The 24,322-nt window shown below is 34.1% G+C and carries 23 protein-coding genes; all 23 read right to left on the reverse strand.

The window, feature by feature from the left end:
- Positions 1 to 712: 712 nt before the first annotated feature.
- The gene (locus ACYSNW_RS00945) at positions 713 to 1,504 is read right to left on the reverse strand and encodes a PhzF family phenazine biosynthesis protein (RefSeq protein WP_461742432.1); all 792 of its coding nucleotides are present in this window, start codon (positions 1,502 to 1,504) and stop codon (positions 713 to 715) included.
- A gap of 228 nt (positions 1,505 to 1,732) precedes the next feature.
- Positions 1,733 to 2,491 carry an ABC transporter ATP-binding protein gene (locus tag ACYSNW_RS00950; protein ID WP_461742433.1) on the reverse strand — a complete coding sequence of 253 codons (759 nt, stop codon included), beginning with the start codon at positions 2,489 to 2,491 and terminating at the stop codon, positions 1,733 to 1,735.
- Between the two features lie 13 nt (positions 2,492 to 2,504).
- On the reverse strand, positions 2,505 to 4,844 hold the full coding sequence (locus ACYSNW_RS00955; protein WP_461742434.1) for an ABC transporter permease: 2,340 nt from the start codon (positions 4,842 to 4,844) through the stop codon (positions 2,505 to 2,507).
- Positions 4,845 to 5,224: 380 nt separating this feature from the next.
- Positions 5,225 to 5,497 (reverse strand): hypothetical protein, encoded by a 273-nt coding sequence (locus ACYSNW_RS00960; RefSeq protein ID WP_461742435.1) that lies wholly within the window; start codon positions 5,495 to 5,497, stop codon positions 5,225 to 5,227.
- 3 nt (positions 5,498 to 5,500) lie between these two features.
- The gene (locus ACYSNW_RS00965; protein ID WP_461742437.1) at positions 5,501 to 6,124 is read right to left on the reverse strand and encodes a TetR/AcrR family transcriptional regulator; all 624 of its coding nucleotides are present in this window, start codon (positions 6,122 to 6,124) and stop codon (positions 5,501 to 5,503) included.
- Between the two features lie 382 nt (positions 6,125 to 6,506).
- On the reverse strand, positions 6,507 to 7,874 hold the full coding sequence (rlmD, locus tag ACYSNW_RS00970; protein ID WP_461742438.1) for a 23S rRNA (uracil(1939)-C(5))-methyltransferase RlmD: 1,368 nt from the start codon (positions 7,872 to 7,874) through the stop codon (positions 6,507 to 6,509).
- A gap of 120 nt (positions 7,875 to 7,994) precedes the next feature.
- Positions 7,995 to 8,798, reverse strand: coding sequence for a MerR family transcriptional regulator (locus ACYSNW_RS00975; RefSeq protein WP_461742439.1), 804 nt, complete (start codon positions 8,796 to 8,798; stop codon positions 7,995 to 7,997).
- A gap of 5 nt (positions 8,799 to 8,803) precedes the next feature.
- Positions 8,804 to 9,529 carry an ABC transporter permease gene (locus ACYSNW_RS00980; protein WP_461742440.1) on the reverse strand — a complete coding sequence of 242 codons (726 nt, stop codon included), beginning with the start codon at positions 9,527 to 9,529 and terminating at the stop codon, positions 8,804 to 8,806.
- A complete protein-coding gene (locus ACYSNW_RS00985) occupies positions 9,516 to 10,250 on the reverse strand; it encodes an ABC transporter ATP-binding protein (RefSeq protein ID WP_461742441.1) in 735 nt (244 codons plus the stop codon). Before ACYSNW_RS00985 ends, ACYSNW_RS00980 begins: the two co-directional genes overlap by 14 nt.
- 170 nt (positions 10,251 to 10,420) lie before the next feature.
- Positions 10,421 to 11,479, reverse strand: coding sequence for a diacylglycerol kinase (locus ACYSNW_RS00990; protein ID WP_461742442.1), 1,059 nt, complete (start codon positions 11,477 to 11,479; stop codon positions 10,421 to 10,423).
- A gap of 18 nt (positions 11,480 to 11,497) precedes the next feature.
- A complete protein-coding gene (gene gatB / locus ACYSNW_RS00995) occupies positions 11,498 to 12,928 on the reverse strand; it encodes an Asp-tRNA(Asn)/Glu-tRNA(Gln) amidotransferase subunit GatB (protein ID WP_461742443.1) in 1,431 nt (476 codons plus the stop codon).
- The gene (gene gatA / locus ACYSNW_RS01000; RefSeq protein WP_461742444.1) at positions 12,928 to 14,397 is read right to left on the reverse strand and encodes an Asp-tRNA(Asn)/Glu-tRNA(Gln) amidotransferase subunit GatA; all 1,470 of its coding nucleotides are present in this window, start codon (positions 14,395 to 14,397) and stop codon (positions 12,928 to 12,930) included. The genes gatB and gatA overlap by 1 nt, the downstream gene beginning before the upstream one ends.
- Positions 14,397 to 14,702 carry an Asp-tRNA(Asn)/Glu-tRNA(Gln) amidotransferase subunit GatC gene (gatC, locus tag ACYSNW_RS01005; protein WP_461742445.1) on the reverse strand — a complete coding sequence of 102 codons (306 nt, stop codon included), beginning with the start codon at positions 14,700 to 14,702 and terminating at the stop codon, positions 14,397 to 14,399. Before gatC ends, gatA begins: the two co-directional genes overlap by 1 nt.
- 239 nt (positions 14,703 to 14,941) lie before the next feature.
- On the reverse strand, positions 14,942 to 16,978 hold the full coding sequence (ligA, locus tag ACYSNW_RS01010; protein WP_461742446.1) for an NAD-dependent DNA ligase LigA: 2,037 nt from the start codon (positions 16,976 to 16,978) through the stop codon (positions 14,942 to 14,944).
- 13 nt (positions 16,979 to 16,991) lie between these two features.
- Positions 16,992 to 19,232 carry a DNA helicase PcrA gene (gene pcrA, locus ACYSNW_RS01015; RefSeq protein ID WP_461742447.1) on the reverse strand — a complete coding sequence of 747 codons (2,241 nt, stop codon included), beginning with the start codon at positions 19,230 to 19,232 and terminating at the stop codon, positions 16,992 to 16,994.
- Positions 19,233 to 19,363: 131 nt separating this feature from the next.
- Positions 19,364 to 19,684, reverse strand: a complete 321-nt coding sequence (locus ACYSNW_RS01020; protein ID WP_461742448.1) for a hypothetical protein — start codon at positions 19,682 to 19,684, stop codon at positions 19,364 to 19,366.
- A 49-nt stretch (positions 19,685 to 19,733) separates the two neighbouring features.
- Entirely contained in the window at positions 19,734 to 19,910 is a 177-nt protein-coding gene (locus tag ACYSNW_RS01025) for a GHKL domain-containing protein (protein WP_461742449.1), read from the reverse strand.
- 110 nt (positions 19,911 to 20,020) lie between these two features.
- Positions 20,021 to 20,623 (reverse strand): HAD family hydrolase, encoded by a 603-nt coding sequence (locus tag ACYSNW_RS01030; protein WP_461742450.1) that lies wholly within the window; start codon positions 20,621 to 20,623, stop codon positions 20,021 to 20,023.
- A gap of 126 nt (positions 20,624 to 20,749) precedes the next feature.
- Positions 20,750 to 21,076, reverse strand: a complete 327-nt coding sequence (locus ACYSNW_RS01035) for a MazG nucleotide pyrophosphohydrolase domain-containing protein (RefSeq protein WP_461742451.1) — start codon at positions 21,074 to 21,076, stop codon at positions 20,750 to 20,752.
- Positions 21,077 to 21,276: 200 nt separating this feature from the next.
- The gene (locus ACYSNW_RS01040) at positions 21,277 to 21,648 is read right to left on the reverse strand and encodes a GNAT family N-acetyltransferase (RefSeq protein ID WP_461742453.1); all 372 of its coding nucleotides are present in this window, start codon (positions 21,646 to 21,648) and stop codon (positions 21,277 to 21,279) included.
- Between the two features lie 28 nt (positions 21,649 to 21,676).
- Positions 21,677 to 22,012, reverse strand: coding sequence for a YrdB family protein (locus ACYSNW_RS01045; protein WP_461742455.1), 336 nt, complete (start codon positions 22,010 to 22,012; stop codon positions 21,677 to 21,679).
- Between the two features lie 44 nt (positions 22,013 to 22,056).
- Positions 22,057 to 22,842: a DUF4362 domain-containing protein gene (locus tag ACYSNW_RS01050; RefSeq protein WP_461742457.1), complete on the reverse strand. Its 786-nt coding sequence runs from the start codon at positions 22,840 to 22,842 to the stop codon at positions 22,057 to 22,059.
- 861 nt (positions 22,843 to 23,703) lie between these two features.
- The gene (locus ACYSNW_RS01055) at positions 23,704 to 24,162 is read right to left on the reverse strand and encodes an isochorismatase family protein (RefSeq protein ID WP_461742458.1); all 459 of its coding nucleotides are present in this window, start codon (positions 24,160 to 24,162) and stop codon (positions 23,704 to 23,706) included.
- Between the last annotated feature and the right edge of the window lie 160 nt (positions 24,163 to 24,322).

A 24,322-nucleotide genomic window follows, 5' to 3' on the forward strand; every position in this document is an offset into this window, starting at 1 on the left:
CTAGTATTTTACTTTGAATTTAGTTAATGTTTTATTTGTTGCACTTCGCAAAGTATTAGTGTTGACTGATACTTTTTTTGTTTTTCTTTTAAACAACGGTAATTAGAGCGAAAAAATAAATAGGCACTTTGTGAACGGACTGCAATCCATTCACAAAGCCCTGTAATATCAAACACAACCTTGATATACAAGTTGCCCAGTCAAATTCTCATTGACCATTTCATTTTACTCAATTTTTGTGGAAAACGCTAGTTTTTTTTACAATTTTTAAGCGAAATTTGAAATTTTAATTGGTTTTGGCTACTACTAGTATTGGAAAGGTGTCCAATACTTTTTTTTCGCTCTTTTTATATCGCAAATAAACTTTTGTTTGCTCTTACTTTGATTACAACTTACGACACACCTTTTATCCATTGACCAAATAGTTTGTTGCAACCAACTATTTGGATAAGACGTAAATTGTATCAAAATTTAATTGCTTGTCATTCTCTGCAAGTAATTAAGCCTGAATCAGCTACTCATCCATTATAACTCCTTAAATTTTTGATCAAATAGAATTTGCTCGAAATCTTATTTGATCAAAATAAAATAGTCATTCTCATTAGTAACTTCTTTTTCAGCTTATCTTTTTTGATAGGTATAAAACACTTACACACTAGGATGAGTAGCTGATTTCTTATTAATCGATTGTTTTTTTAATACACCTTATAGATTATTCCCCTATAGTAAACTGTAACTCCGATATCGCATACAGAACTGCTTGACCACTTAATAAGACACGATTGTTTTTTATTTCCGAATGAAGAATACCACTCCGCGGTGAAGCTTGATAGCAAATCAGCTGATTTTTCACTAATTTGTCACTCCAAAATGGAACTATATGACAGTGACCACTACCACATACTGGATCTTCAGGAATTTTTATTTTCGGAGCAAATGAACGTGATACACAATCATAGCTACTCCCTTGTGCAGTGATGTGAAAAAGTAAACCAGGTAGTTTTTCGATTGCTTTCATTTTAGGTTTATATTTTCTAACCTGATCTTCTGATGCTAAGACACAAACTAAATCTCTACCTAAATAGGCTTCAACTATTTCTATACCTAGCGCTTCACTCATAGCCTTAGTATCTACAATCGGCTTCAATTCATAGGCTGGGAAACTCATTTGATACAATTTTTGCTTTTTCTCTACCTCTAATTCACCACTTAACGTATGAAAAACGATTTGTTTCAACTTAGTCTCATAAAAATTTGTCAAAACAAAAGCTGCTGCTAACGTCGCATGACCACACAAATCGATTTCTCCACCCGGAGTAAACCAACGTAAATCATAATGATTTTCTTCTCTTTTTACTACAAAAGCCGTTTCAGAAAGATTGTTTTCTTTGGCAATACTCAATAATAAATTATCCGCTGGAAAAGCTTCTAAAACACAGACCGCTGCAGGATTCCCATGGAACAATTCATCTGTAAACGCATCTACTACATATTGTTTGATCATTTTTATCCCTTCCTTAAACGTTACAAAGTCATCTCTTATTAAAGAACCCTTCACTTATTTTGACTAGGTTACTAATTTTATTTTTAATGTACATGAAGCATATAAGAAAAACAATGTGAATTTTGAATGAAAAACAAATTTTTTACTTTGAAAATAAAATTATGATTCTTTGAGTTGAAAAATATATTTATAGAAATTTCTATTAACTAAGCAGTTTTACCTATAAGATTAAAAATCTAAAGCATTTAACCATAATACAACTTGTCTCTCTCTTTCTTTTAATTGAATTTCATCAGTCATTTTCCCTAAATATTTATCGGCAATGATTTCACCATCTGACATAAACAGAATTCGTTCAGTTTTGGCGGCGATTCTAGCATCATGAGTAACAAGAACTACAGTCGTACCTGTTCGATTGATGTCGTTGAACAAAGTCATAATTTCTGCAGCCGCCTTCGAGTTTAGTGCACCAGTTGGTTCGTCAGCAAAAATAATCACAGGTCGATTGATTAGTGCACGACAGATAGACACACGTTGTAATTGTCCTCCAGAAGCTTGGTTCACATCTTTTTGAGCAAGCTGGGCAACACCCGTCTGTTTCATTAATTCATCTGCTCGTTCATCAATTTGTTGCTTCGCTTCTTTCCTGCCTAAATAAGCTGAAATTACAATATTATCTTTCAAATTGAAATTTTTCAACAAGTTGGCTTGCTGAAACACAAATCCCATTTTAGTCAAACGTAACTCAGTCAATTGTTCCTCTGTTAAACTATTTAAATGTTTACCACAAAATTCAACGGTCCCTGAAGTAGGTTGCGTCATACCGCTAATAGTATATAGTAAGGTTGATTTGCCTGAACCACTAGCACCCATGATTGAAATAAATTCGCCTTCTTCAATCGATAAATTGATGTTGTTCAAAATTTGTTGAGGAGGCATATTTTCAATAGGAAAACTTTTTGATAGATTCATTGTTTTTAATAACATTGTTTTAGCTCCTTTATTCTGCTACTAGCATGATGTTGATCTTTTTTATAGACAAATTGACAAAATAGATAGACAGACAAACTACAACAAGCAAAGAGGCTGGTATAAGTAAATAATAAAGAACAGGATTCGCTACAAAAGTCAACGTTGAAACACCGGAAAGTAGTACACTCGCAACTTTTGATCCTAACAAATTAGTTGCAAGTTGGCCGATAATTAAGGCAATACCAAGACTAAAGATACCTCGTACCAAATATTGTTGTCCAATCGTTTTATTTGAAATGCCAATACTTTTCATGATGGCAATATTTTTCGCTTCTTTGGCTAAAATCATCTTGAAAAACATCGTAGTGATTAAACTAGCAATTAACAGGCCTAATACTAAAGCAACTATACTAATCATAGTAACTTGTTTGATAACACCACCCAATGTTTGTTGAATATATTCATTAGTATCAGTTACCTTTATATGCTTAAATTGCTGCTCTAACTTTTTTTTGATTTGCTTAATCTTTAGTTTATCTTTCACATCAAAATTAATCGTGTGCCACAAAATATTACTATTCTCACTAGCTAACATCGCTTTAGAAGTTTTACCACCATTGGTTACATCTTGATAAATTCCACTAACAGTTAATAATGTGGCTTTGTTGGCTAGCAAAATTATCAATTTATCGCCAACTGTTACATCGAATTCCTCGGCATTCATACTGGACAAGGCAATTTCTTTGTTATTTTGTGGAGCTTTCCCGCTAACATAACTCAATGGAAACGTTTGAAAATCATCTGTATTTTCAATTTTAATTGTGACATGCTTGTTATCAGTGTTCTTTACCTGGTAGGCACTAGTTGTATAGGAAACTTGTTTGGTAATATCAGGATCCTCTTTCAAAGCTACTTTTAACTGCTCAAATTCTTTTGGGTACTCCTTCGCTTGATGGACATCGATTCTTAGATCACTTTTCCCTGCCCCCATATACGAGATAAAACTCGGAGATTGGATTGTTTGCAAAAAGTGTAAGGGAACGCTCATAAGAAATAAACAAACGGCAACAATCAAGATTAATAAAATATAGCTTTTCAATTGAATTAAAACTTCTCGGACCCCAATAAAAATTGTGTGATTATGAATCAATCGTTTTTTTGCATTTAGTTGCAGCTTCCCAGCGGTTTTTCGATTACCACTAATCTCTCCAACTTGTAGTGCTTCATAAGCAGAAATTTTTTTGAAACGACGAAAGATAAGACGACAAAAAGCATAGACAAATAGAAATACACACAAAGCACCAACAAGTGGAACTAAATAAACTGAAAATGTTTTAGCACCAGTGCCCATATAAGTTGAGATGGATTGAGTAAATAAATTAGCCAGCGGTAAGGAAATCAGGTAGCCGACAATACAAGCAATTGCTGCAATCACTAAATATTTAGTCAAATAGATTTTTCGAATATTTTGATCATTAATCCCTATCACTTTCATAATTCCAATCTCACGATAGTCTTCTTCAAGCGCCGTTAAAATCGTAAACCGTAAACACAGAGCTGCAATCATTAAAAGTAATAGACTAATCAATGTAATAATCGCAACAATCAGACCATCAGTTAACGCATTTAACACTTGATACAATGAACGATTCAAGGCCGTACCGCTTTGAGGTAAATTAGACTGTTCGTATTGTTTTTCAAAGCTAGAAATTTTATCTTCATTTTTTAAGGCAAACTCAATTAAGTATTCACGCTTACTAATTTTGTTAGCCAAGTTTTGCCAATCGTTTTGACTAACTAAAAATCTTTTCGAAGTGACAAGAGCAGGATTCATTTGCGCATCTCGAATAAAAGTAGTAATACGATAGTTTTTTTGATAATCATTGATTTTGACCATTACTTGATCACCTAAGTTTAAGTGATATTTTTGCTGATGATAAATAGGCACACCAATTTCACCGTCAGCCACTTGGGCAATGTTATTTTCATTATCTAACAAAAAATCAAAATCTTTATTTTGTACAACAAAACTGTTTTCGATAATACTATTAACCTCAGAGTTTCCATTTTTTTGTAAGAATAGATTTTCTCCTGAAATTCCTAACATCGTTACAGTTTGTTGTGCTTGAATCAACTCATTATCTTGACTAAATTGGTCAATATCCTTTTGAGATAGGTCACCAGCGTACATTTGCACATAACTTGGCACCTTAGCTTTACTAAATAAATGATTTAATGAGCCATTTAAGTTAGTTATGACTATTAAAGCACTAGAAATGAGCAAAGTAGCTAGTAAAATAAACATAGTAAGGGTGAACATAATGATTTTATGATTTTTAAACTCTTTTTTTATACATCGTGTAATCATAAAGGTTCTCCTGTCAATTATTGATAGTTAACTATTCTTAATTCATTGCGATAAAGCCTTTTAGCTGAACACTAGCAAAAAGTTGGTAAAGATTACAACTAAACACCTTAAAATCAATACGATACAAAAAAATTTCTGTAAGTAGCAGAAGAACAAGAACAGCCATTCTTTCAAAATTTAATTTCATACTATCGAACATTATTTTGCAAACAAAGTTTTAGCCAATGACGTGGAGAAAAATATACTTCAAATCATTGGCTGCTGCGGATACAATTTTAAACAGAATAACAACAATAACTAAATTATCCTGTTTTGCTGAATCTTAGCTTTGTTTTTGCATGACTCACAGGAAACTAATCCAAGTTGTCTCATTCATTATGTTAACTTCTACCTTTTTTGATGAAAGGAATTTTTGCTACGATACCCGTTTGAACAACAGAAATCAAACTAGTTAATACGGCTTTTACGGTTAAAGCATCATAACTTGTTGTGGTACTGATTGATTCAACCATCTTTTCGTCAATGTCTTGTTTAAATGGGCGTTGTTTTTCTGTTTCACAGTATATTTCATAGGCTTTGACGATATTCTCACACGTTTCAAAATCTGTATCTGTAAGTTCGGTTAGTTTGTTTACTAATGCTTTATGATTCATTGATTATTCCTCCATTAATTTACTAATTTGATTTTTACTGATTTTTGTTTCATTTATACCTAATACTTGAAAAAAAGTTTCTAAAATTGCCATCTGATTTACTTTAATATGAGCATTTTCCAGATGACTGAGATCGTATAAAGTTTGGACACCAGCAAGTAGAAATTGTATATCAGCCAAGGGAGTCTTTGAAGAAAATATTTGTTGTTCATTTCCTTGGCTAATGATTTCTGCGTAAATTGGACAGATTATTTCCAATGTTCTTTGCAATGCTCGTTGTTTCATTAGGGCATTATTAGCTTCATACATCTGTTTTACCATGTTTATTTCATTATCCGATTGGTTTTGCTTAAATAAAGCTTTGATTAATTTTTCAATAGGCGTTATACTGTCGTCCGCTAAAATACTTTGCGCATATTTCAATTCCTCATCGACAAAACGCATGACGACTCCATCCATAACTTCTTCTTTTGAATCAAAGTAATAATAAAAAGTGCCTTTAGCAATCCCAATCTCTTTTAAAATCGTATTGACACTTGTTGATTCATAACCTTTTGTCATAAATAGCTTTGCTGCACAGTCTAAAATCTCATTTCTTTTAACATCAAAATCTTTTGTATTTGACAATGTATCCCCTCCCTCGACCAACGGTCTATAAGTATATATTACTCGACCGATGGTCTATTGTCAATTTTACTGCTTTTTATTTATCATCATTAAATAAGATAAAAAGAGAATTGATGAATAAGAACGTCATTTTAATATTCATTGCTTTCCAAAAATATAATTTCCTTCAGTGTACTTTTGCATAAAAAAAACGCTTCTTTTTACAGAAACGTCATTATACTACAAAATATTGTTGCTATTTATTTTTCAGTTGATTCATTTTCAAACTTCAGGCTCTTCATTACACAGTAACATAGTTTTGAATCTATTTATTTTGAAATCTATTACATACACTGGCAAAAACCCACTTTTTATAAACGTGCCTAAACTTAAATTTTTAAGCTTACCGTCTTTCTAACAACGTTACTGATTCAATATGTGTTGTTTGCGGGAAGTTATCAACTGGTTGAATTTCTTTTGCTTCATAACCACCTTCAACTAATAAAGCTATATCGCGAGCCAACGTAGCTGGATTACAACTTACATAAACAATTCGTTGTGGTTTTGTTTCAATCAACGTATCAATTAAGCTCGCTTCTAAACCTTTTCTTGGTGGATCAACGATTACAACATCTGGTTTGATTTCTTGTTCCAACATTCTTGGTAACACTTCTTCAACTAACCCACTAGTAAATGTTGCGTTTTCGATCCCATTTAATTTCGCGTTGCTTTCAGCATTTTTTACGGCTTCTTCAATGACTTCAATCCCATACACTTGTTTTGCTTCTTTTGCTAAAGTTAAGCCAATTGTTCCGATACCACAATACGCATCGACAACGATTTCTTCACCTGTCAAAGCCGCAAATTCTTTAACTTTATTATACATCACTTCAGTTTGAATTGGATTCACTTGATAGAATGAACGTGCAGAAATCTCAAATTTCAAATCAAAAATGGTATCAATCATCTTATCTTCACCATGTAGTAAAATTGTTTCATCGCCAAAAATGACATTCGTTTTCTTAGGATTAACATTTTGAACAATACTAACCACTTCTGGAAGTGCTGCTAAAATATCAGGAATAATTTTACTCGTTGGGAATAATTTAGGAGTACGAGTAATCAGCACCACCATCATTTCTCCAGTATAATAACCACGACGAACCACAATATGGCGTAAATTCCCAGTATTATCACTTTCGTTGTAAGGTTTTACACCATATTTTCTCATGATATCGCGAATTTTGATAATCGCTTCATCAATTTTAGGATCTTGAATATAAAAATGCTCTAAAGAAATCAAATCATGGCTATTCTTTCTAAAAAAACCAGTTTGTAGTTGATCATTTATTTTTCTAACAGGGATTTGCGCTTTATTACGATAGCCCCAAGGATTGCTCATACCAATAGTATCCAAAACTGGAACATCAGGTAATTTAGCTACTCGTTGCATTAAGTTCTTCACTTGGTTTGTTTTAAAATTCAGTTGCGCACCATAAGCTAAATGTTGTAGCGGGCTAATCCCAACTTTTGTAAAATTTTGATCCTTAACAGGTACACGGTCTTCACTTGATTTTAGGACATTTAATACTTTTCCGTACCCAAAACTTTTTCCTGTTTTTAAAACCTTGATTTCCATTTTTTCACCTGGCAAGGCATTTTCAATAAATAATGGATAGCCATCGATTTTTGCGACACCCATTCCTTCATGTGTTAAATCAATAATTTCAACTTCGATTGTTTCATTTTTCTTTACTGGAAAATTATTCATAAGTCGCTCCCTCTTCTATACGTCTAGACGCTCCACTTATTCTAATGAATAAAAGCAAAAAAAGCAATAAAGACTTTTGAATTATCCAATAAAGTCATTATTGCTTAAACATTATACCCACTACTTTTTACGAATCGGAAATTGAATCTCAGTCAACCACTCGTTTTCATTTTCTTTATTCCAAATACCGTCAAGATATGATTCTCTTAGGAAATCAGCGGGCTCATAACCATTTGCTTCCATCCATTTGACGAGTGCATAATAAGCTTTCGGAAATTGTTGATACGAACCTTTATGGAATAAACAAGCAGCTTGTTGAATTTGAGGAATTGTTTTAAAAGTTAAGCCTAAAGCATCTGATTTTATCTCTGTGACCGCTTCGCAAATTTCAACATCAATTGCAGTCTCACGATATTCACCATCGTGGTATATGCTGAAGCAATATTCAGGTTTCGCGCAAACACACCCTAATTGTTCCATTTTTGCGCCCATTTCTGGCATTACTTGGAATAACCTTTGATGAGAATCAATGATCTTTCGATTCGAAACAACTGTAACTTCTGGCAGTTCCTTGATTAATATTTCATATTCAGAAAAATCCTCTTCCTTTTCCATTAAATAAAATTCAACTTGCCCTAAACTTTTCGTTTTTTCAGCTATTTCAGCTAATAGTTTTAACTTTTTTTCTTGTAACAGCGACTTTTTAGATGTTCCACCGATAATTTTCTTAATTTCATCCAATTGAAAACCCATTTGTTTTAATGAATGAATACGATGCAAAGTATAAGATTGCCCTAAATCATAATAGCGATAACCAGTTTCTTTATCAATTCTAGCTGGTTTTAATAAACCAATCTCATCGTAATGATGAAGTGTTTTAATCGTCGTTTGATTCATTTTTGAGAACATTCCGATTTGATACATATTCATCACTCCCATCTAAACATTTTTGTAGCAATAAAAATTGCCAAGCCACCAATAACTAACAAAAAAATTGCAGCACTAACTCCACTATTGACTGGTTGATTCAACGTAATTGTTTCTAATAAGTTAATTCCTTGCGTCAACGGTAAAAATTGTAGGACATTTACAAGAACATTAGGCAGTATTTCTAGCGGTAAAGTCGCTCCAGATAAAAAAAGCATTGGAAAATAAACAATACTGCATAATAAATTCGTTGTATTCGTATTGGCAGAAACACTGGCGATAATCATTCCAATACCGAAAATAGCAAAGACGACTAAAATATAACCCAAAATAAATAGCGTGAAGTTTCCTATAAACTGAAAATCAAATAGTACGACCAATGTTAGCCAAACCAGAACACTAGATAAAACAGAAAGAGTCGCTTTAACTGCAAATTGAACGAGCAATACTTGAGCTGAACGAATCGGCGTCACTTTAAGCTGTTTCAACAGTTTATTTGCACGATATTGAGATAAAGTCAAAGGTAAGCCCATCAGTCCATTCGCACAAATGCCGATTGTACAAGCACTAGCAAATGTCTTTCCCATTGCCTCATTCCCACCACTAGCGTAGACAAAGCCTAAAACTGCCGAAACTAAAACAGGAAAAAGTAAGCCAAAAATCGGCACATCTAATTGTCTCACAGTTAGTTTAAATTCAGTCAAATACATGGTTTTAAATGCTCTCATCTTTTTCAACCTCCCCAGTATACCATAGATACGCTTCTTCTAATGTTTCCTTTTTGGTTTGAGTCTTAACTTCTGCGACCGTTCCTTCCACCATTATTTCACCATTTACAATGATTCCGATGCGATCACACAGTGCTTCAACCTCATCCATATAATGTGACGTCAATAAAATCGTTAGCCCTTGTTCCTTCAATTTTTTTAGTAGTTGCCAAACTTGTCTCCGCGCAATCGTGTCTAAACCTGTGGTTAATTCATCTAAAAAAACAACTTTTGGTTTTGGAATCAACGTTAATAATACCGATAATTTTTGTTGCTCCCCACCAGATAAATGAGTCACCTTTTGTTTTTCCTTCCCAGCTAAACCAAAATCTTTCAATAGCTGATCCCAAGGCTGAGGTTGTTCATAGTATGAAGCTGTCAATCTACACATTTCAGCAACCGTGATTTTATCTGGATAATGTGCTTGTTGAAATTGAACACCAATCTTTTCAAATAACGCTTTGGGTTGTTTCTTACCTATTTTTTTTCCTAGTAAATAAATTGATCCTTGGTCGACTTTCTTTAGTCCTAAAATACAATCAATGGTCGTCGATTTCCCAGCACCATTTGCTCCCAATAGACCATAAAACTCACCTTGCTTCACCTCAAATGTAAGATTTTTTAAAACTTCTTTTGCTAAATATTTTTTTTGAATCTGTTGTACCTCAATTATTTTCGTCATCTTAATCCCTCCTCCTTCTATAGAATAGATCCTCCTGTTAGCGGAGGGTCAAGAATTATTTTTTAACTTTTCATTCCTGATTTTTAATGAAACAAAAAAATCGACTTACTTGAAAATTAATTATCTTCAAGCAAATCGATTTATATTATTAAACTTAGAAATCTTTTGAACTACTCTTCTGTTTTTTTCTTATCCGCAATATAGCCGTCTCCATCGATATCCTCTTCAGTCAAACGCTCCACTTCTTTGACAAATTCTTTACTCGTCTCAGAGTATTCGTCAAAATCATCCAGCATTGAACCTATGATCGCATTTGAAGGAATATCATCTGTATTGGCATACATTTCAATATGTTGATGTAGATTGGTAAATTCCATCGGTGCATCACCGCCATACTCACCATCTAAATTAATCATCATCTTGCTCTTTTCGTTTAACGTTTCCGCACGTAAAAAGCTCGTTTTTGTATAGATAAGCCTTGGATCTTCAACGTGTTTACCACCTTTTAGCATTAAAGCGACTAAATGAAGGATTTCAAAAACATTCGCAGTCTTAACAACGATCAAAGAAAATTTCCCATCATCCAATTTAGCATCTGGCGCAATTTGCTCAAAGCCGCCAACTGAATTAGTCAATCCTAAGAAGAACATAGAAGCGTCCCCTTCATAAACCCCTTCATCATACGTCATGCGCATTTTGATTGGCTTAACTCTTGGTAACATTTCGGCACCTTTCGCCAAATAAGCTAAATAGCCAAAAATACTTTTTAATTCTGAAGGAACTTCATAAGTCAACTCGGTTAAATGACCGCCAGCCGCTATATTGATAAAATACGTTTCAGCAGCTTTACCAATATCCATCTTAACTAACTGATTTTTTTTGATGACCTCAGCAGCCTTTATGATATTATCTCGCGGAACTTTCAATGCTCTTGCATAATCATTGGTTGTTCCTGCAGGAATAATCGCCATTTTAGGCCGATCCTCTAACGGAGCAATTCCATTAACAACTTCATTGATGGTCCCATCACCACCGGCTGCTACAATCAAATCAAAACCTAATTGAGCCACTCGATGCGCTTCATTTTTTGCAGAGTCTTCTTCTGGAGTTGTAGCAAAAGCACTAGCTTCATAGCCACATTCTTCTAAAATGGACAAAATATCAGCTAAATTTTTTTTAACGAGTTCTTTTCCTGAGGTTGGATTATAAATCACTCTTGCTTTTTTCATACGATTTCCAGCTACTTTCTATCGTTTGGCTAATTCTTCTTGCAACAGCTTGTTCACAACACCAGGGTTTGCTTGTCCCTTAGTAGCTTTCATAATTTGACCAACAAGGAAACCAACCGCACGATCTTTTCCATTTTTAAAATCATCTACTGATTGTTGATTATTATCTAAAACGTCATTGATAATTGGTAATAATTGAGCAGGATCAGACAGTTGAACAAGCCCTTTCGCTTCTACGACCTGTTTTGCGTCGCCGCCATTTTCAATCAATTCTTTAAAGACTTTTTTCGCAATTTTAGAACTAATTGTGCCATCTGCAATCAATGTAATCAAACCAGCTAAATTAGCAGGTGTCAATTTGGTGTCTAAAAGCTCAATTTTTTCACTATTCAAGTAAGCAGATACTTCACCCATCAACCAGTTAGAAGCTTGTTTTGCATCTGCACCTTCAGCTAAAGTGCCTTCAAAGAAGTCAGACATTTCTTTTGTTAACGTTAAAACCATCGCATCATATTCTGGTAAACCTAGCTCATTGATATAACGTGCACGACGAGAAGCAGGCATTTCAGGCAAGCTAGCTCTTACTTTTTCAATCCACTCATCATCGATTTCAAAACGTGGTACATCAGGTTCTGGGAAGTAACGATAGTCACTTGATCCTTCTTTGACACGCATTAATAATGTTTTGTTTGTTGCTTCATCAAAACGACGCGTTTCTTGTTGGATTTCGCCACCAGATAAAAGAACTTTTGCTTGACGTTTTTCTTCAAACGCTAAACCTTTTTTAACAAAACTCATTGAGTTCAAATTTTTGATTTCAGCTTTTGTCCCAAATTCCTCTTGACCATAAGGACGTAAAGAAACGTTCGCGTCACAACGCATTGAACCTTCTTCCATTTTCACATCAGAAACATCTGTAAACAGGATAATTGAACGTAATGCTTCTAAATAAGCATAAGCTTCTTCTGGTGAACGCATGTCAGCTTCCGAAACAATCTCAATCAATGGTGTTCCTTGACGGTTTAAATCGACAAATGAATAACCTGCATCACCATGGATATTTTTCCCAGCATCTTCTTCTAAGTGAACACGTTCAATACGAATTCGTTTTGTTTTGCCATCCACTTCAATATCGATCCAACCATCGTGACCAATCGGTTGATCAAATTGGGAAATTTGATACGCTTTCGGATTATCTGGATAGAAATAGTTTTTACGATCAAAGTGTGTTTCTTTTGAAATTTCACAGTTCAAAGCTAAAGCAGCTTTCATGCCAAATTCAAGTGCTTGTTTATTCATTACAGGTAAAACACCTGGGAAACTCCAGTCAACGACGTTTGTGTTACTATTTGGCTCTGCTCCAAAATGAGCAGGAGCGGATGAAAATATTTTAGAATTTGTTTTTAGCTCTACATGGACCTCAAGTCCGATGACAGTTTCAAAATTCATTAGTCATTCCCCCCTAAGATCACAGGTTTTTTCGTATGGAAATCTGTCGCTTGTTCAAAAGCATACGCTGCTTTATACATCGTACTTTCATCAAATGGTTTCCCAATAATTTGCAAACCAACTGGTAATCCTTCTGAGAAGCCAGCAGGAATTGACATACCTGGTAAACCAGCTAAGTTAACTGGAATCGTCAATAAATCGTTCATATACATGGTAATTGGATCATTGATATTTTCACCTAGACCAAACGCTACCGTTGGTGATGCAGGACCAATGATAATGTCATAATTCTCAAACACGTTATCAAAATCTTGTTTAATTAAGGTACGAACTTGTCCTGCTTTTTTAAAGTAGGCATCATAATACCCCGCACTTAATGAGAAGGTTCCTAACATAATACGACGCTTAACTTCCACACCGAAACCTTCTGAACGAGAATTTACATACACATCTTCAAGGTTTGAGACATTTTCAGAACGGTAACCATAACGAATTCCGTCAAAACGTTGTAAGTTTGAACTTGCTTCTGATGAGGCAATAATATAGTATACGGCTACCCCATATTTTGAATGCGGTAAACTCACTTCTTCAACTGAGGCACCTAAAGCTTTAAATGTTTCTGCTGCCTTAAGAACGGCATCACGAACACCAGCATCCACTCCCTCACCTAAATATTCTTTAGGTAAAGCAACTTTCATTCCTTTAATATCGCCAGTCAAGCCTGCTGTAAAGTCTGGTACTTTCACGCCAGCAGAAGTGCCATCTTTTTCATCAAATCCACTGATTGCATTCAACGCTAATGCATTATCTTTAACATTTCGAGTTAACGGTCCAATTTGGTCTAAACTAGATGAAAACGCAATTAAACCAAAACGAGAAACACGTCCATACGTTGGTTTCAAGCCCACGATTCCGTTAAATGAAGCGGGTTGACGGATACTTCCGCCTGTATCGCTCCCTAAAGAAACAGGTACTTGACCTGCCGCAACGGCTGCTGCTGAACCACCTGAAGAACCTCCAGGAACTTTTGAATGATCCCAAGCATTTTTCGTTTTCTTGAAGTAAGAAGTTTCAGTACTACCGCCCATCGCAAATTCATCCATGTTTAATTTACCAACAGGAATCATGTCTGCTTGATAGATTTTATCCATAACTGTTGCATCATAAATTGGGTTAAAATTGTACAACATTTTTGAAGCTGCTGTCGTTAAAATATCTTTGGTTACAATGTTATCTTTAATCCCGATTGGAATACCAGCTAATGGATTTGATTCTGTAACTCCTTTTAAATCAATCCCTTTAGCAACTGCTAATGCTTGTTCTTCACTGATTGTGATAAACGCATCAATCTCTTTTTCTGTTTCTTTGATTCGAGCAAGTGTCTCTTTCGTTAAGTCCGTTGCAGTGATTTCTTTTGAAACTAATAAATCATGCAATTCTGTTAGTGATTTATCATATAATTTTGTCATTATGCACCAGCCTCCCCATTGTCAATAATAGCTGGCACTTTAATATAGCCATCTTCTGATTCAGGAACATTTCTCATTAAATCTTTACGGCTTGTTCCTGGAATCGCTACGTCTTCACGCATCACATTGATTGATTGTGTTACGTTTGATGTAAATGGAACACCCTCTGTATCAACTTCTCCTAATAATTCCACCATATCGATGATTTTCCCTAATTGATCTGTAAAATCAGTAAGCTCTTCATTTGAAAATGAAAGCTTAGACAATTTTGCTACATGTTTTGCTTGTTCTTCACTGATTGCCATGGGTACCCTTCTTTCCTCTAGAAAGACCAGTTAGACGTTTTTTCAAAAGCACTAATCCACTTTAAATAGAAAAATCGTTACTGGTCTTTATTCATTTTTATACTGTTAATGATTGATTTCATAAAAAAACAGCTTTTTTATTATTCTATCATAAAACTCTTAGAATTGAGCCTGTTGTTCATAGAAAATAGCTTAGTTTTTCAAAAATTTGTATGAAAAGAGAGCTTTCTTCCTGAATTTTAGTCCTCTTTGACAAAACTTTCGTCGATTGCACTCACCATTTGTTGTTCATCCCAAACTTCAATGCCAAGCTGTTCCGCCTTAGTCAATTTGCTTCCTGCTTCTGCACCAGCAACAACTAAATCCGTTTTCTTAGAAACACTTCCCGTTACTTTTCCACCAAGATTTTCAATTTTCTCTTTAGCTTCTTCACGAGTATAATGTGTCAATTTTCCAGTCAAAACAACGGTTTTATCTTTAAAAGGGGATTCAACCGCCTCTAGTTGCGAGGTTCTAACTCCTTTATACTCAAAATTCACGCCTGCTTTTGTCAACTCATCCATCAATTCATGAACTTCTTCATTTTCAAAATAAGTCACTAAGCTATCCGCAATCGTTTCTCCCATTGACTCTAAAGCAACGACTTCTTCTTGTTTTGCTTGACTGATTCGTTTTAGATCACCAAAATGTTCTGCTAATATTTTAGCTGCTTTGGCACCTACATGACGAATTCCTAAACCAAAAATCAAGCGTTCTACCGAGTTTTCTTTACTTGCTTGAATGGCTGTATAAATATTATTCGCTGACTTCTCTTTGATTTTATCCAATGTCATCAATTGGTCTTCATCTAAGAAATAGAGATCCGCAACATCTGCTACTAATTCTTTATCATACATCTGCGCTAATACTCTTGGCCCTAAGCCATCAATATTCATTGCATTTCGTGAAACAAAATGATTTAATCCTTCTTTGATTTGCGCTGGACATTTTGGATTAATACAACGCAAAGCGACTTCTTCATCCAAATGAACTAATTCACTGGCACAAACGGGACAGTGAGTCGGAACTTGATAAGGACGACTGTCTTCTGCTCGATCATCCAGAACAACTTGAGCCACTTCTGGAATAATATCGCCTGCTTTATAAATAATGACCGTATCATTCAGACGAATATCCTTCATCTCAATAAAATCAGGATTGTGTAAACTTGCTCGACTAACCGTCGTTCCCGCTACTCTAACCGGGGTCATAACAGCAGTCGGCGTCACAACGCCTGTCCGACCAATCGTCCATTCGATTTCTTCAATCACTGTTTTTGCTTCTTCTGGTGGAAATTTGTATGCGATCGCCCAGCGAGGCGCTTTGACAGTAAACCCTAACTCATCTTGAACAGAAAAATCATTTACTTTAATCACAATTCCATCAATTTCATAGGGAAGTTCTGCCCGTTTTTCATGATACTCTTCAATATATGCCCAGACATCATCAATTGTTTGACATAATTTCCTCTCTGGATTCGTGCGTAAACCAATTTCAGCTAATTCGTTCAAGGCATCGGCTTGTGTTTGCGCAGTCATTGGTCCAAAATCCGCTACAGTATATAAAAAAGTATTTAAATTACGTTTAGCAACGATACTTGTGTCAAGTTGACGTAAACTACCTGCTGCCGCATTTCGTGGATTTGCAAAAATATCTTGCCCAGCTTCTTCTCTCGCCTGATTCAAATCCACAAATGATTGTTTGGGCATATAACACTCACCACGAACTTCAATAGAAATCGGTTTTTTCAACTCCAAAGGAATCGATTTAATTGTTTTCAAATTTTCGGTAATATTTTCGCCAACCGTTCCATCTCCACGCGTTGCTCCTTGGACAAACTGACCATTTTCATACTTCAATGAGATCGCTAAACCATCAATTTTCAGTTCACAACAATAAGAGACTGCTCGTCCTGCTAATTTTTGCACCCGTTCATCAAAATCATAAATATCTTCTTTACTAAATCCATCATTCAGACTATACATTTGCACATCATGGGTCACTTTTTCAAATCCTTGCAGAATTTTCCCACCCACTCGTTGGGTAGGCGAATCGGCTGTAATCAAATCAGGAAATTCGGTCTCAATATCTACTAATTCTTTATACAAACGATCGTAAACATAATCTTCCACAGTTGGTTGATCTGCAACATAATACTCATGAGAATATTGATTTAACTTTATTCTTAGCTCTTTTGCTTGCTCAATTGCTTGTGCTAATGTTAACGGTTGTTCCACTAAAATCAGCCTCCTATATTTTTTCGATTGGCGCAAAGGCAGCCAGCAATCGTTTAATACCTTTTTCCGGGAAAGCAACATCTAGTTCTAAATCTTTCGCGTTACCTGAAACTCGAACGATTGTCCCTGTTCCCCAAGCCTTATGTTTCACCTTATCTCCTGCTTGCCAGTCTAGCGATTCTCCACCGCTTTCTACTTTGTTAGTGACTGGTTTTTTCGTTGGTTGCGCATAAGCTGGTTTAAAGACTTTAGGATCAAATGTTCTAGCTGGTGTTGCTGTAGTGGTTTGTCTACCTTCATTTTGAAGCAATTCTTCATCGATTTCGTTTAAAAAGCGACTCGGACGATTGTATTGTGTTTTCCCGTATAGTGTTCGTGAAAAAGCATTCGTCATAAATAAAATCTCTTCCGCACGAGTAATCCCTACATAAGCTAAACGACGCTCTTCCTCTAATTCACTTTCTTCCAACATTGCTCTAGATAAAGGAAAAACTCCTTCTTCTAAACCAATCAAAAAGACCACTGGAAACTCTAATCCTTTGGCAGCGTGCAATGTCATCAAGGTCACTTGAGAACTGCTCTCTTCAAAACTATCCAAATCAGAGACCAAAGCCAAATCACTTAAGAAATCAGCTAGTTTATTATCTTGTGCTTCTGAATCATCCTCGTTTTGAGCTTCAAAACGTTTATCAAATTCCTGGGTTACCGATAAAAATTCATCTAAGTTCTCTAGCCGAGCCTGAGCTTCTAAATTATTTTGACGTTTTAATTCATCCCGATAGCCACTACGATCCAATACTTCTTTGACTAGTTCAGTAATTGATAAAAAGCCAATCATCTCAGAAAGATCTTGAATCATCATTCCGAAGTTCCCTAATTCTTTCCCAGCTTTTCCCGAAATATTTGCTAAGTCTACATTTTGAGCGGCTTCCAATAATGACCAACCATGCATATCAGCAAAACTTCGCAGTTTTTCAACTGAACTTTTTCCGATTCCACGTTTTGGTTCATTGACCACTCGTTCAAAACTAATCGAATCACTGTTATTTGAAATAATATTCAAGTAAGCTAAAATATCTTTAATTTCTTTACGATCATAGAATTTATGTCCACCGACCATCGTATATGGAATATTAGATTTTAATAACATTTCTTCCATCACACGAGATTGTGCATTTGTCCGATAAAGAACTGCAAAATCACCATAAATTCGTTCGTTTTCTCGAATTTCTTTTTGAATCTGACTAACGATAAATTGTGTCTCATCTCTTTCATTATCGCCACTATATTGAACAATTTTTTCTCCATCGATATTTTCAGTCCATAATTGTTTTTCCCGACGGTTGCGATTATTTTTGATAACATTATTAGCAGCGGATAAAATCGTTTTGGTTGAACGATAATTTTGTTCCAATAAAATCACCGCAGCCTTTGGATAATCCTTTTCAAAATCTAAAATATTTTGCATATCGGCACCACGCCAACCATAAATACTCTGATCAGCGTCCCCAACAACACATAAGTTTTTAAAGCGTGCGGCTAACATATTGACTAGTGTATATTGCGCATGGTTTGTATCTTGATATTCATCTACATGAATATAATGGAATTTATTTTGATAATACCCTAAAGTATCAGGATCGTCCTTAAATAATCGAATCGTATTCATAATCAAATCATCAAAATCCATTGCCTGATTATTTCTTAATTCTTTTTGATAGGCTTTATAACATTTAGCAGCAATTTGCTCATAAGCTGACCCTTGCATTTCTTCCATTTTTTCAGGAGTCAGCAATTCATTTTTAGCATTACTAATCGTCCCTAAAATAGAGCGCGGATCGTATTTTTTCACATCGATATTCAAGTCATTTAAAATACGTTTCATCAACGTGCGTTGTTCTGATGGATCAACAATCGTAAAATTGCGATTATAGCCGATTTTATCTACATCTCGTCTTAAAATTCGAACACACATCGAGTGAAAAGTGGATACCCAAACATCTTCTCCACCATATCTTAAAAGCTTACTCACACGTTCTTTCATTTCTTTAGCGGCTTTATTGGTAAATGTAATCGCTAGAATATTCCAAGGATTGACCTCTTTTTCTTCAATTAAATAGGCAATACGGTGCGTCAATACGCGTGTTTTCCCACTCCCTGCACCAGCCATTACTAATAACGGTCCTTCAGTATATAATACTGCTTCTTTTTGTTTTGGATTCATACCTTGGATCAAGGCGTTTTCTTGTGCCATCATCAACGTCCTCTCTCTTTTTTCAATCTTGTCTATTATAACAAAAAAAGCCCAAAATCTGAACAGATTGTTCTGACCTTGCGCAAAGTTATTGTATGAAATGACTAATAAACTATTTAGCAATTGTTACTTCACTTCATTAAGCTTAATAATAAACAACTTACAAAAGCTAGCACAATCAAAATAAAAGTTATTAATTGTTCCTTAGAAATTCCATTGATATTCAATTTATTTGGCTTGAAGCTTGGGTTTATTGACTTTGTTTTATAATCTAAGCTACTTCCCAAAAAGACATCCGATGGAATCATAAACACTAATAAAATTCCATAAAAAACTGCCGTGCAGGAAGAAATCGACCATTTCAACCATAGACTAAGTAAACAACCACTCAACAAAGGAATTCCTAAATAACTTAAATTTATCAGTAATTGCCTCTTTATACTTTTTTTCATCAATCTCTCCTTTTCAACCACCACTTACAAATGATGTTTCCAAAACAAATTATACTCCCCAAAAAAGAATACTTGTATAAAAAGTCTCATCCTCTATCCATTGTTTATAAATACCATTATGATTTTCTACCGTTCGCTGAATGTTTTTGATTCCATAGCCTAGTTCCTTACGAGAGGCTCTTTGCTCAAGTTCCAAAACATCAAAACGATTCTTAACCTCAATCAATAAATTATTATCCAAAAATTTAATGATACAATCAACTTCTATTAACTGCTACAAATGCATTATCTATAAATTCCGATCACAATGCTAAAAATAGAAAATTCACTCATTATTTATTGTTCATTCAACAATAATACATTTCTTAATTCTTCAAAATTATTTTGAAAAATAAATCCTTTCATCCCAGTATTTGATGCACTTTCTATATTTAAAGGCATATCATCAATAAAGAAACAATCTACTGGATTTAATTGAAAATGAGCATAGAATGCACGATAGATGTCCAGTTCAGGTTTGATCATCTTCCAATCAGAAGAAATAAAGACACCTTGAAATAAATCAAACCCAGGAATTTTATCTTTAAACTGATGAAAATCTACAGAAACATTGGATAATATATAGAGTTCATGTCCTTTTCGAGCCAATTGTTCAACAATTGGTTTCATTTCTAGAATAGGATGAACATCATTATACCAATTATCAAGAATTGTTTTTGCTGTTTCTTCGAGTTCATTCGGTATTCGGTTACAAACGATTCGTTTCAACTCGTCCTTTTTTATTGTTCCTCTATCAAATTTTAGCCAGTCAATTGAGTGAAATATTTCTTTAAACAATATTTGTTGCGCTTCGACATCATCCGTGTATTTTTCAATCATTTCTTTAGGTTTATAAGAAATTAAAACATTTCCCATATCAAAAACTATTTTCTTTTTCATTTTCCCCTCTTTTCTTGATTTTAGAACTTATCGGAAAGTTCTAACAACACATATTTTTTATTCCCGCTAAAATTTCAGAAAACAAAAATGGTATGCTTGTTTTCTGAAACGTTCCTATTCAATTTTTTAACTTACTTTATTCTCATACCGAGCCAACAATTTTTCTTTATGCTTTTGCATGATGACATCCAAAGAAATATCATATTTATCAGCAATAATAAACAGATTATCCAGCACATCACCCAGTTCTTCTATTAAATTTTCCATTTGTTCTGCTCGATCAGCTTCAATTTCATCTGGACGATCCCTACCGATTTCCAGTGTTCGAATCGCACGACTAACTTCGCCTACCTCTTCTGACAAAAAATTGGAACGAATAAATGCATCATACTCATACCATTTTCTACTTTTATAAAAGTCACTAATAAATTGTTGATATTCTTTGATATTCAATTTTCTGCCTCCAAATTTTTCTTTAAAATAAAAATATTTTCTCCATCTTATCATACTATTTCATAATCAAATAACATTTATTATTTTTATTTCAAATTTATTCTGGAGTAGGATCGTCTCTTAGTTGATTTTTTTCTGTAAAATAATTTCTGCCTGATTCCACTCACCCGTTTCAATAAAGCCAAATTGTTTATATAGCGTTAAAGCGGACGTATTATCAGGTTTGGTCGATAGGGTAATATAGGAGACCCTTCATTTTTAAAATAATCAATCACAAGAGGGAGAACTTGTTTAGTCAGTCCTTTTCGTTGGTATTTTTCATCGATCATCAACTGCCATAACCAATAACGATAATTTTCTTCTTCAATTGTTTCGTCAAAAGCAAACATAGTAAAACCAATGATTTCATTTTCAGCCTCGATAAAAAAAGGACGTACTTTTTCAGTCGTTTCTTTAGACAATTGAATGGCATCTGGTACCGAAAATATTAGTGCTTCATCTATTTGCTTTTGTGTTACCTTTAAACTTTTTCCAAATGCTTCATTTTCACTAGTTACTGCTATTAATCCCATCTTATTAGGCTCCATTTCTAAAAGCTTTTTAGTTTCCTTGTAGTTTCAAGACATACATAAGCAACAAATCTAGGATAGCGATAATTAGGTAAACTGTTCCGATTTTTTTGCCAAAAAGACTATAAAAACTAATCACTCCAACAGAATAGACAAAAATTTCTAAAACTAATTTGTTGTTACCAGTTAATACATTAGGCGATTTGGGCGCTCCAAATCTAGCCCAAAGAATAGTCACAACCATTCCAACTAATAAGAAAAGTAGTTTTTGAACTATACTTTTTTTAATAAATACGCCACTAAAAATTCCTAAGACAGTAACTATTTCTAATAAAAAACGAACTGCTAGTACAATTCCTGAAATCATTTTTGTCCTCCTTATTCTTGCTAACTCTTCAATAAATCGTTACTTTATTTTACTTCAGAAACATTAAAAATAATTTCTTTTTCATCACTGATTCGTTTGGGATTACTTAACCTATATTCTTTCTTTACATCTCCTACCATTTGTTCATCTTCCAATTCCTGGTAATCCATTTTTTCATATATTTGCTTGGTACTTTCTTGTTTACCAAACGAATCTCCAGTTGTATTTGTAGTATAAATAAATTCTTGTCCATCGAATTCAAGAATCTCAACAATTGGGTCTCCTTCGATTGTATAATGGGTAATTTCTAGCTTAAAAGGCTCTTTCGCTTTTTTATATAAAGAATAGACTTTTTCCAGTTCCGCTTCATACTCTTTCAAACCGGCATTTTCCAAAGGAGTGATTTCTATTTTATTACTATAAACTTTACTCAAGGTAATCGGTGCTAGAACACCACCAGCAACGCCTTCTGGAACAGAAAAATACTGACTGATTACTAATTGTTTTTCATCTAAATTAAAATCGCAATACCATTCTTTGTCTTGTTTCTGATTTTCCTTCGTATAAACAATCGACCGATTTGTTTTAATTATTTGAAATTCTTTTTCTTTAAATAAAAGAGAATCCCCTTCTTTAAGAATCTGGTACTCGCCATAATTTTCTGGTTGATCCCCATACCACGTTCCAACGATTTGATTGACCAGTTCTTGATTGATTTTTTTTGATTGATTTTTACTTACAACTGTTTGACTAGTTTGCTTTTTGGTCGAACACGCAGCTACAACAAAAAGAAGTAAAACTAAGTTAATACCAACCCTCATTTTTTTCATGTTTTTTCCTCTTTCAAAACAAATTTCATTCTCCTATTACTTTATTATATACTATAGATAATTTTTTTTGACTTTTTTATCAAATATTAAAATAAGTAAAAGTAGGTTTTTGCTCGCTAGTGTCTAAAAATTAATAGCGGTTGGGACAAAGCGATTAACTCCTCACCTACCTGATTAGTTTCATTTTTAGTCGTACATGAATAACTATAGTCATAAAAAAATATTGCTTATCCTTGTTATAGCAATCAGGATAAACAATATTTTTTATCTCTTAAATACCTATTTGAAAATTTAGAGCTAAATCCCTTTCAAAGGGGAATGACTTCTAGCTATTTCCCAATACTACGTTTTTCTTAGAAAAGCACAAAAAAACAGACCCAACAGGATTTATGATTTTGATTCAATAATTTACTGGAGTGTCAAAAGTTGCTCCAATCTTAGCCTAAATTCCTGTTAGGTCCTATTCAGTTAGTAAGGAATACTTCAAATTCCCACGCCTTTCTAATAAAGTTTCTAAACCTTCATTCACCTATACGTAACCTACATCGTACGTATTCAATTAGCCATCATTATCTCAAAAGTTGCATATGTGTAACTCGTTTGCAAAATCTAAAGAACTAAAACTAATTGTGGGAACTTATGGCTCCTTACACTTATTATTATACATGAAAAGCGATTTTTTGCAAGCGTTTTCTATCGGGGTGATTACTAAGAATGAAGTATCAAATAAAAAAGCGATTAAGCGGTAAGAATAGAAGAAGCTTACTTCTTGAAATCATTCACTCTTATATTAACATTAACTTGCCAAAAATAAAAAAAGACGCTTCTATATCTACTCTAATGCTTGTATAGTTGTCGCTCTTAACAAAGATGGACTTTGTCTAAATAGTTATTTGTAGTTATCAAATGCACACCTAAATTCTGTAATCGACTATTCCAAAATATTCTCAATGGCTTAATAAGCGAATCATGCGCATCTTCGATTAATTGAACAGAATAATTATTTCTAAGCGCACCTTTGCATGTCGCTTGAACACAAGCATTACTCATTAACCCCGTAATAACCATATTATTGGTTTCTATTTCGGTAAGAACTTCTGTAAATTCACTTGAAGTAAAACTATCTGGTTTACTTTTATCAACAACATAATCCGTATCTCTTCTATTAAGTCTTACTGAAAGTGGCCCACAACCAATCTGTCTAACAAGAATCACAGGCAATCCTTTGCTGTGAAATTCATCCATTAAACTATTAATTCTCTGTAAAAATTTTTTTCGCCCCCAAAGTAGTACAATTGTCCCTTTTTGAACATCAATCACAACTAATACTTCTTTAATATTTCCTCTATTTTTTAAATTACTTCATCCACTTTTATTGTACTACTTCTTCAATATTTCTAATAATCATTTTTTCCCAATCTGAAATTTCCAACCTATTTTGAACGTTTTTAATTTTTATTGAATGTTTTTGACTGCTTTT

It is taken from the genome of Enterococcus sp. LJL99, from assembly GCF_054871725.1.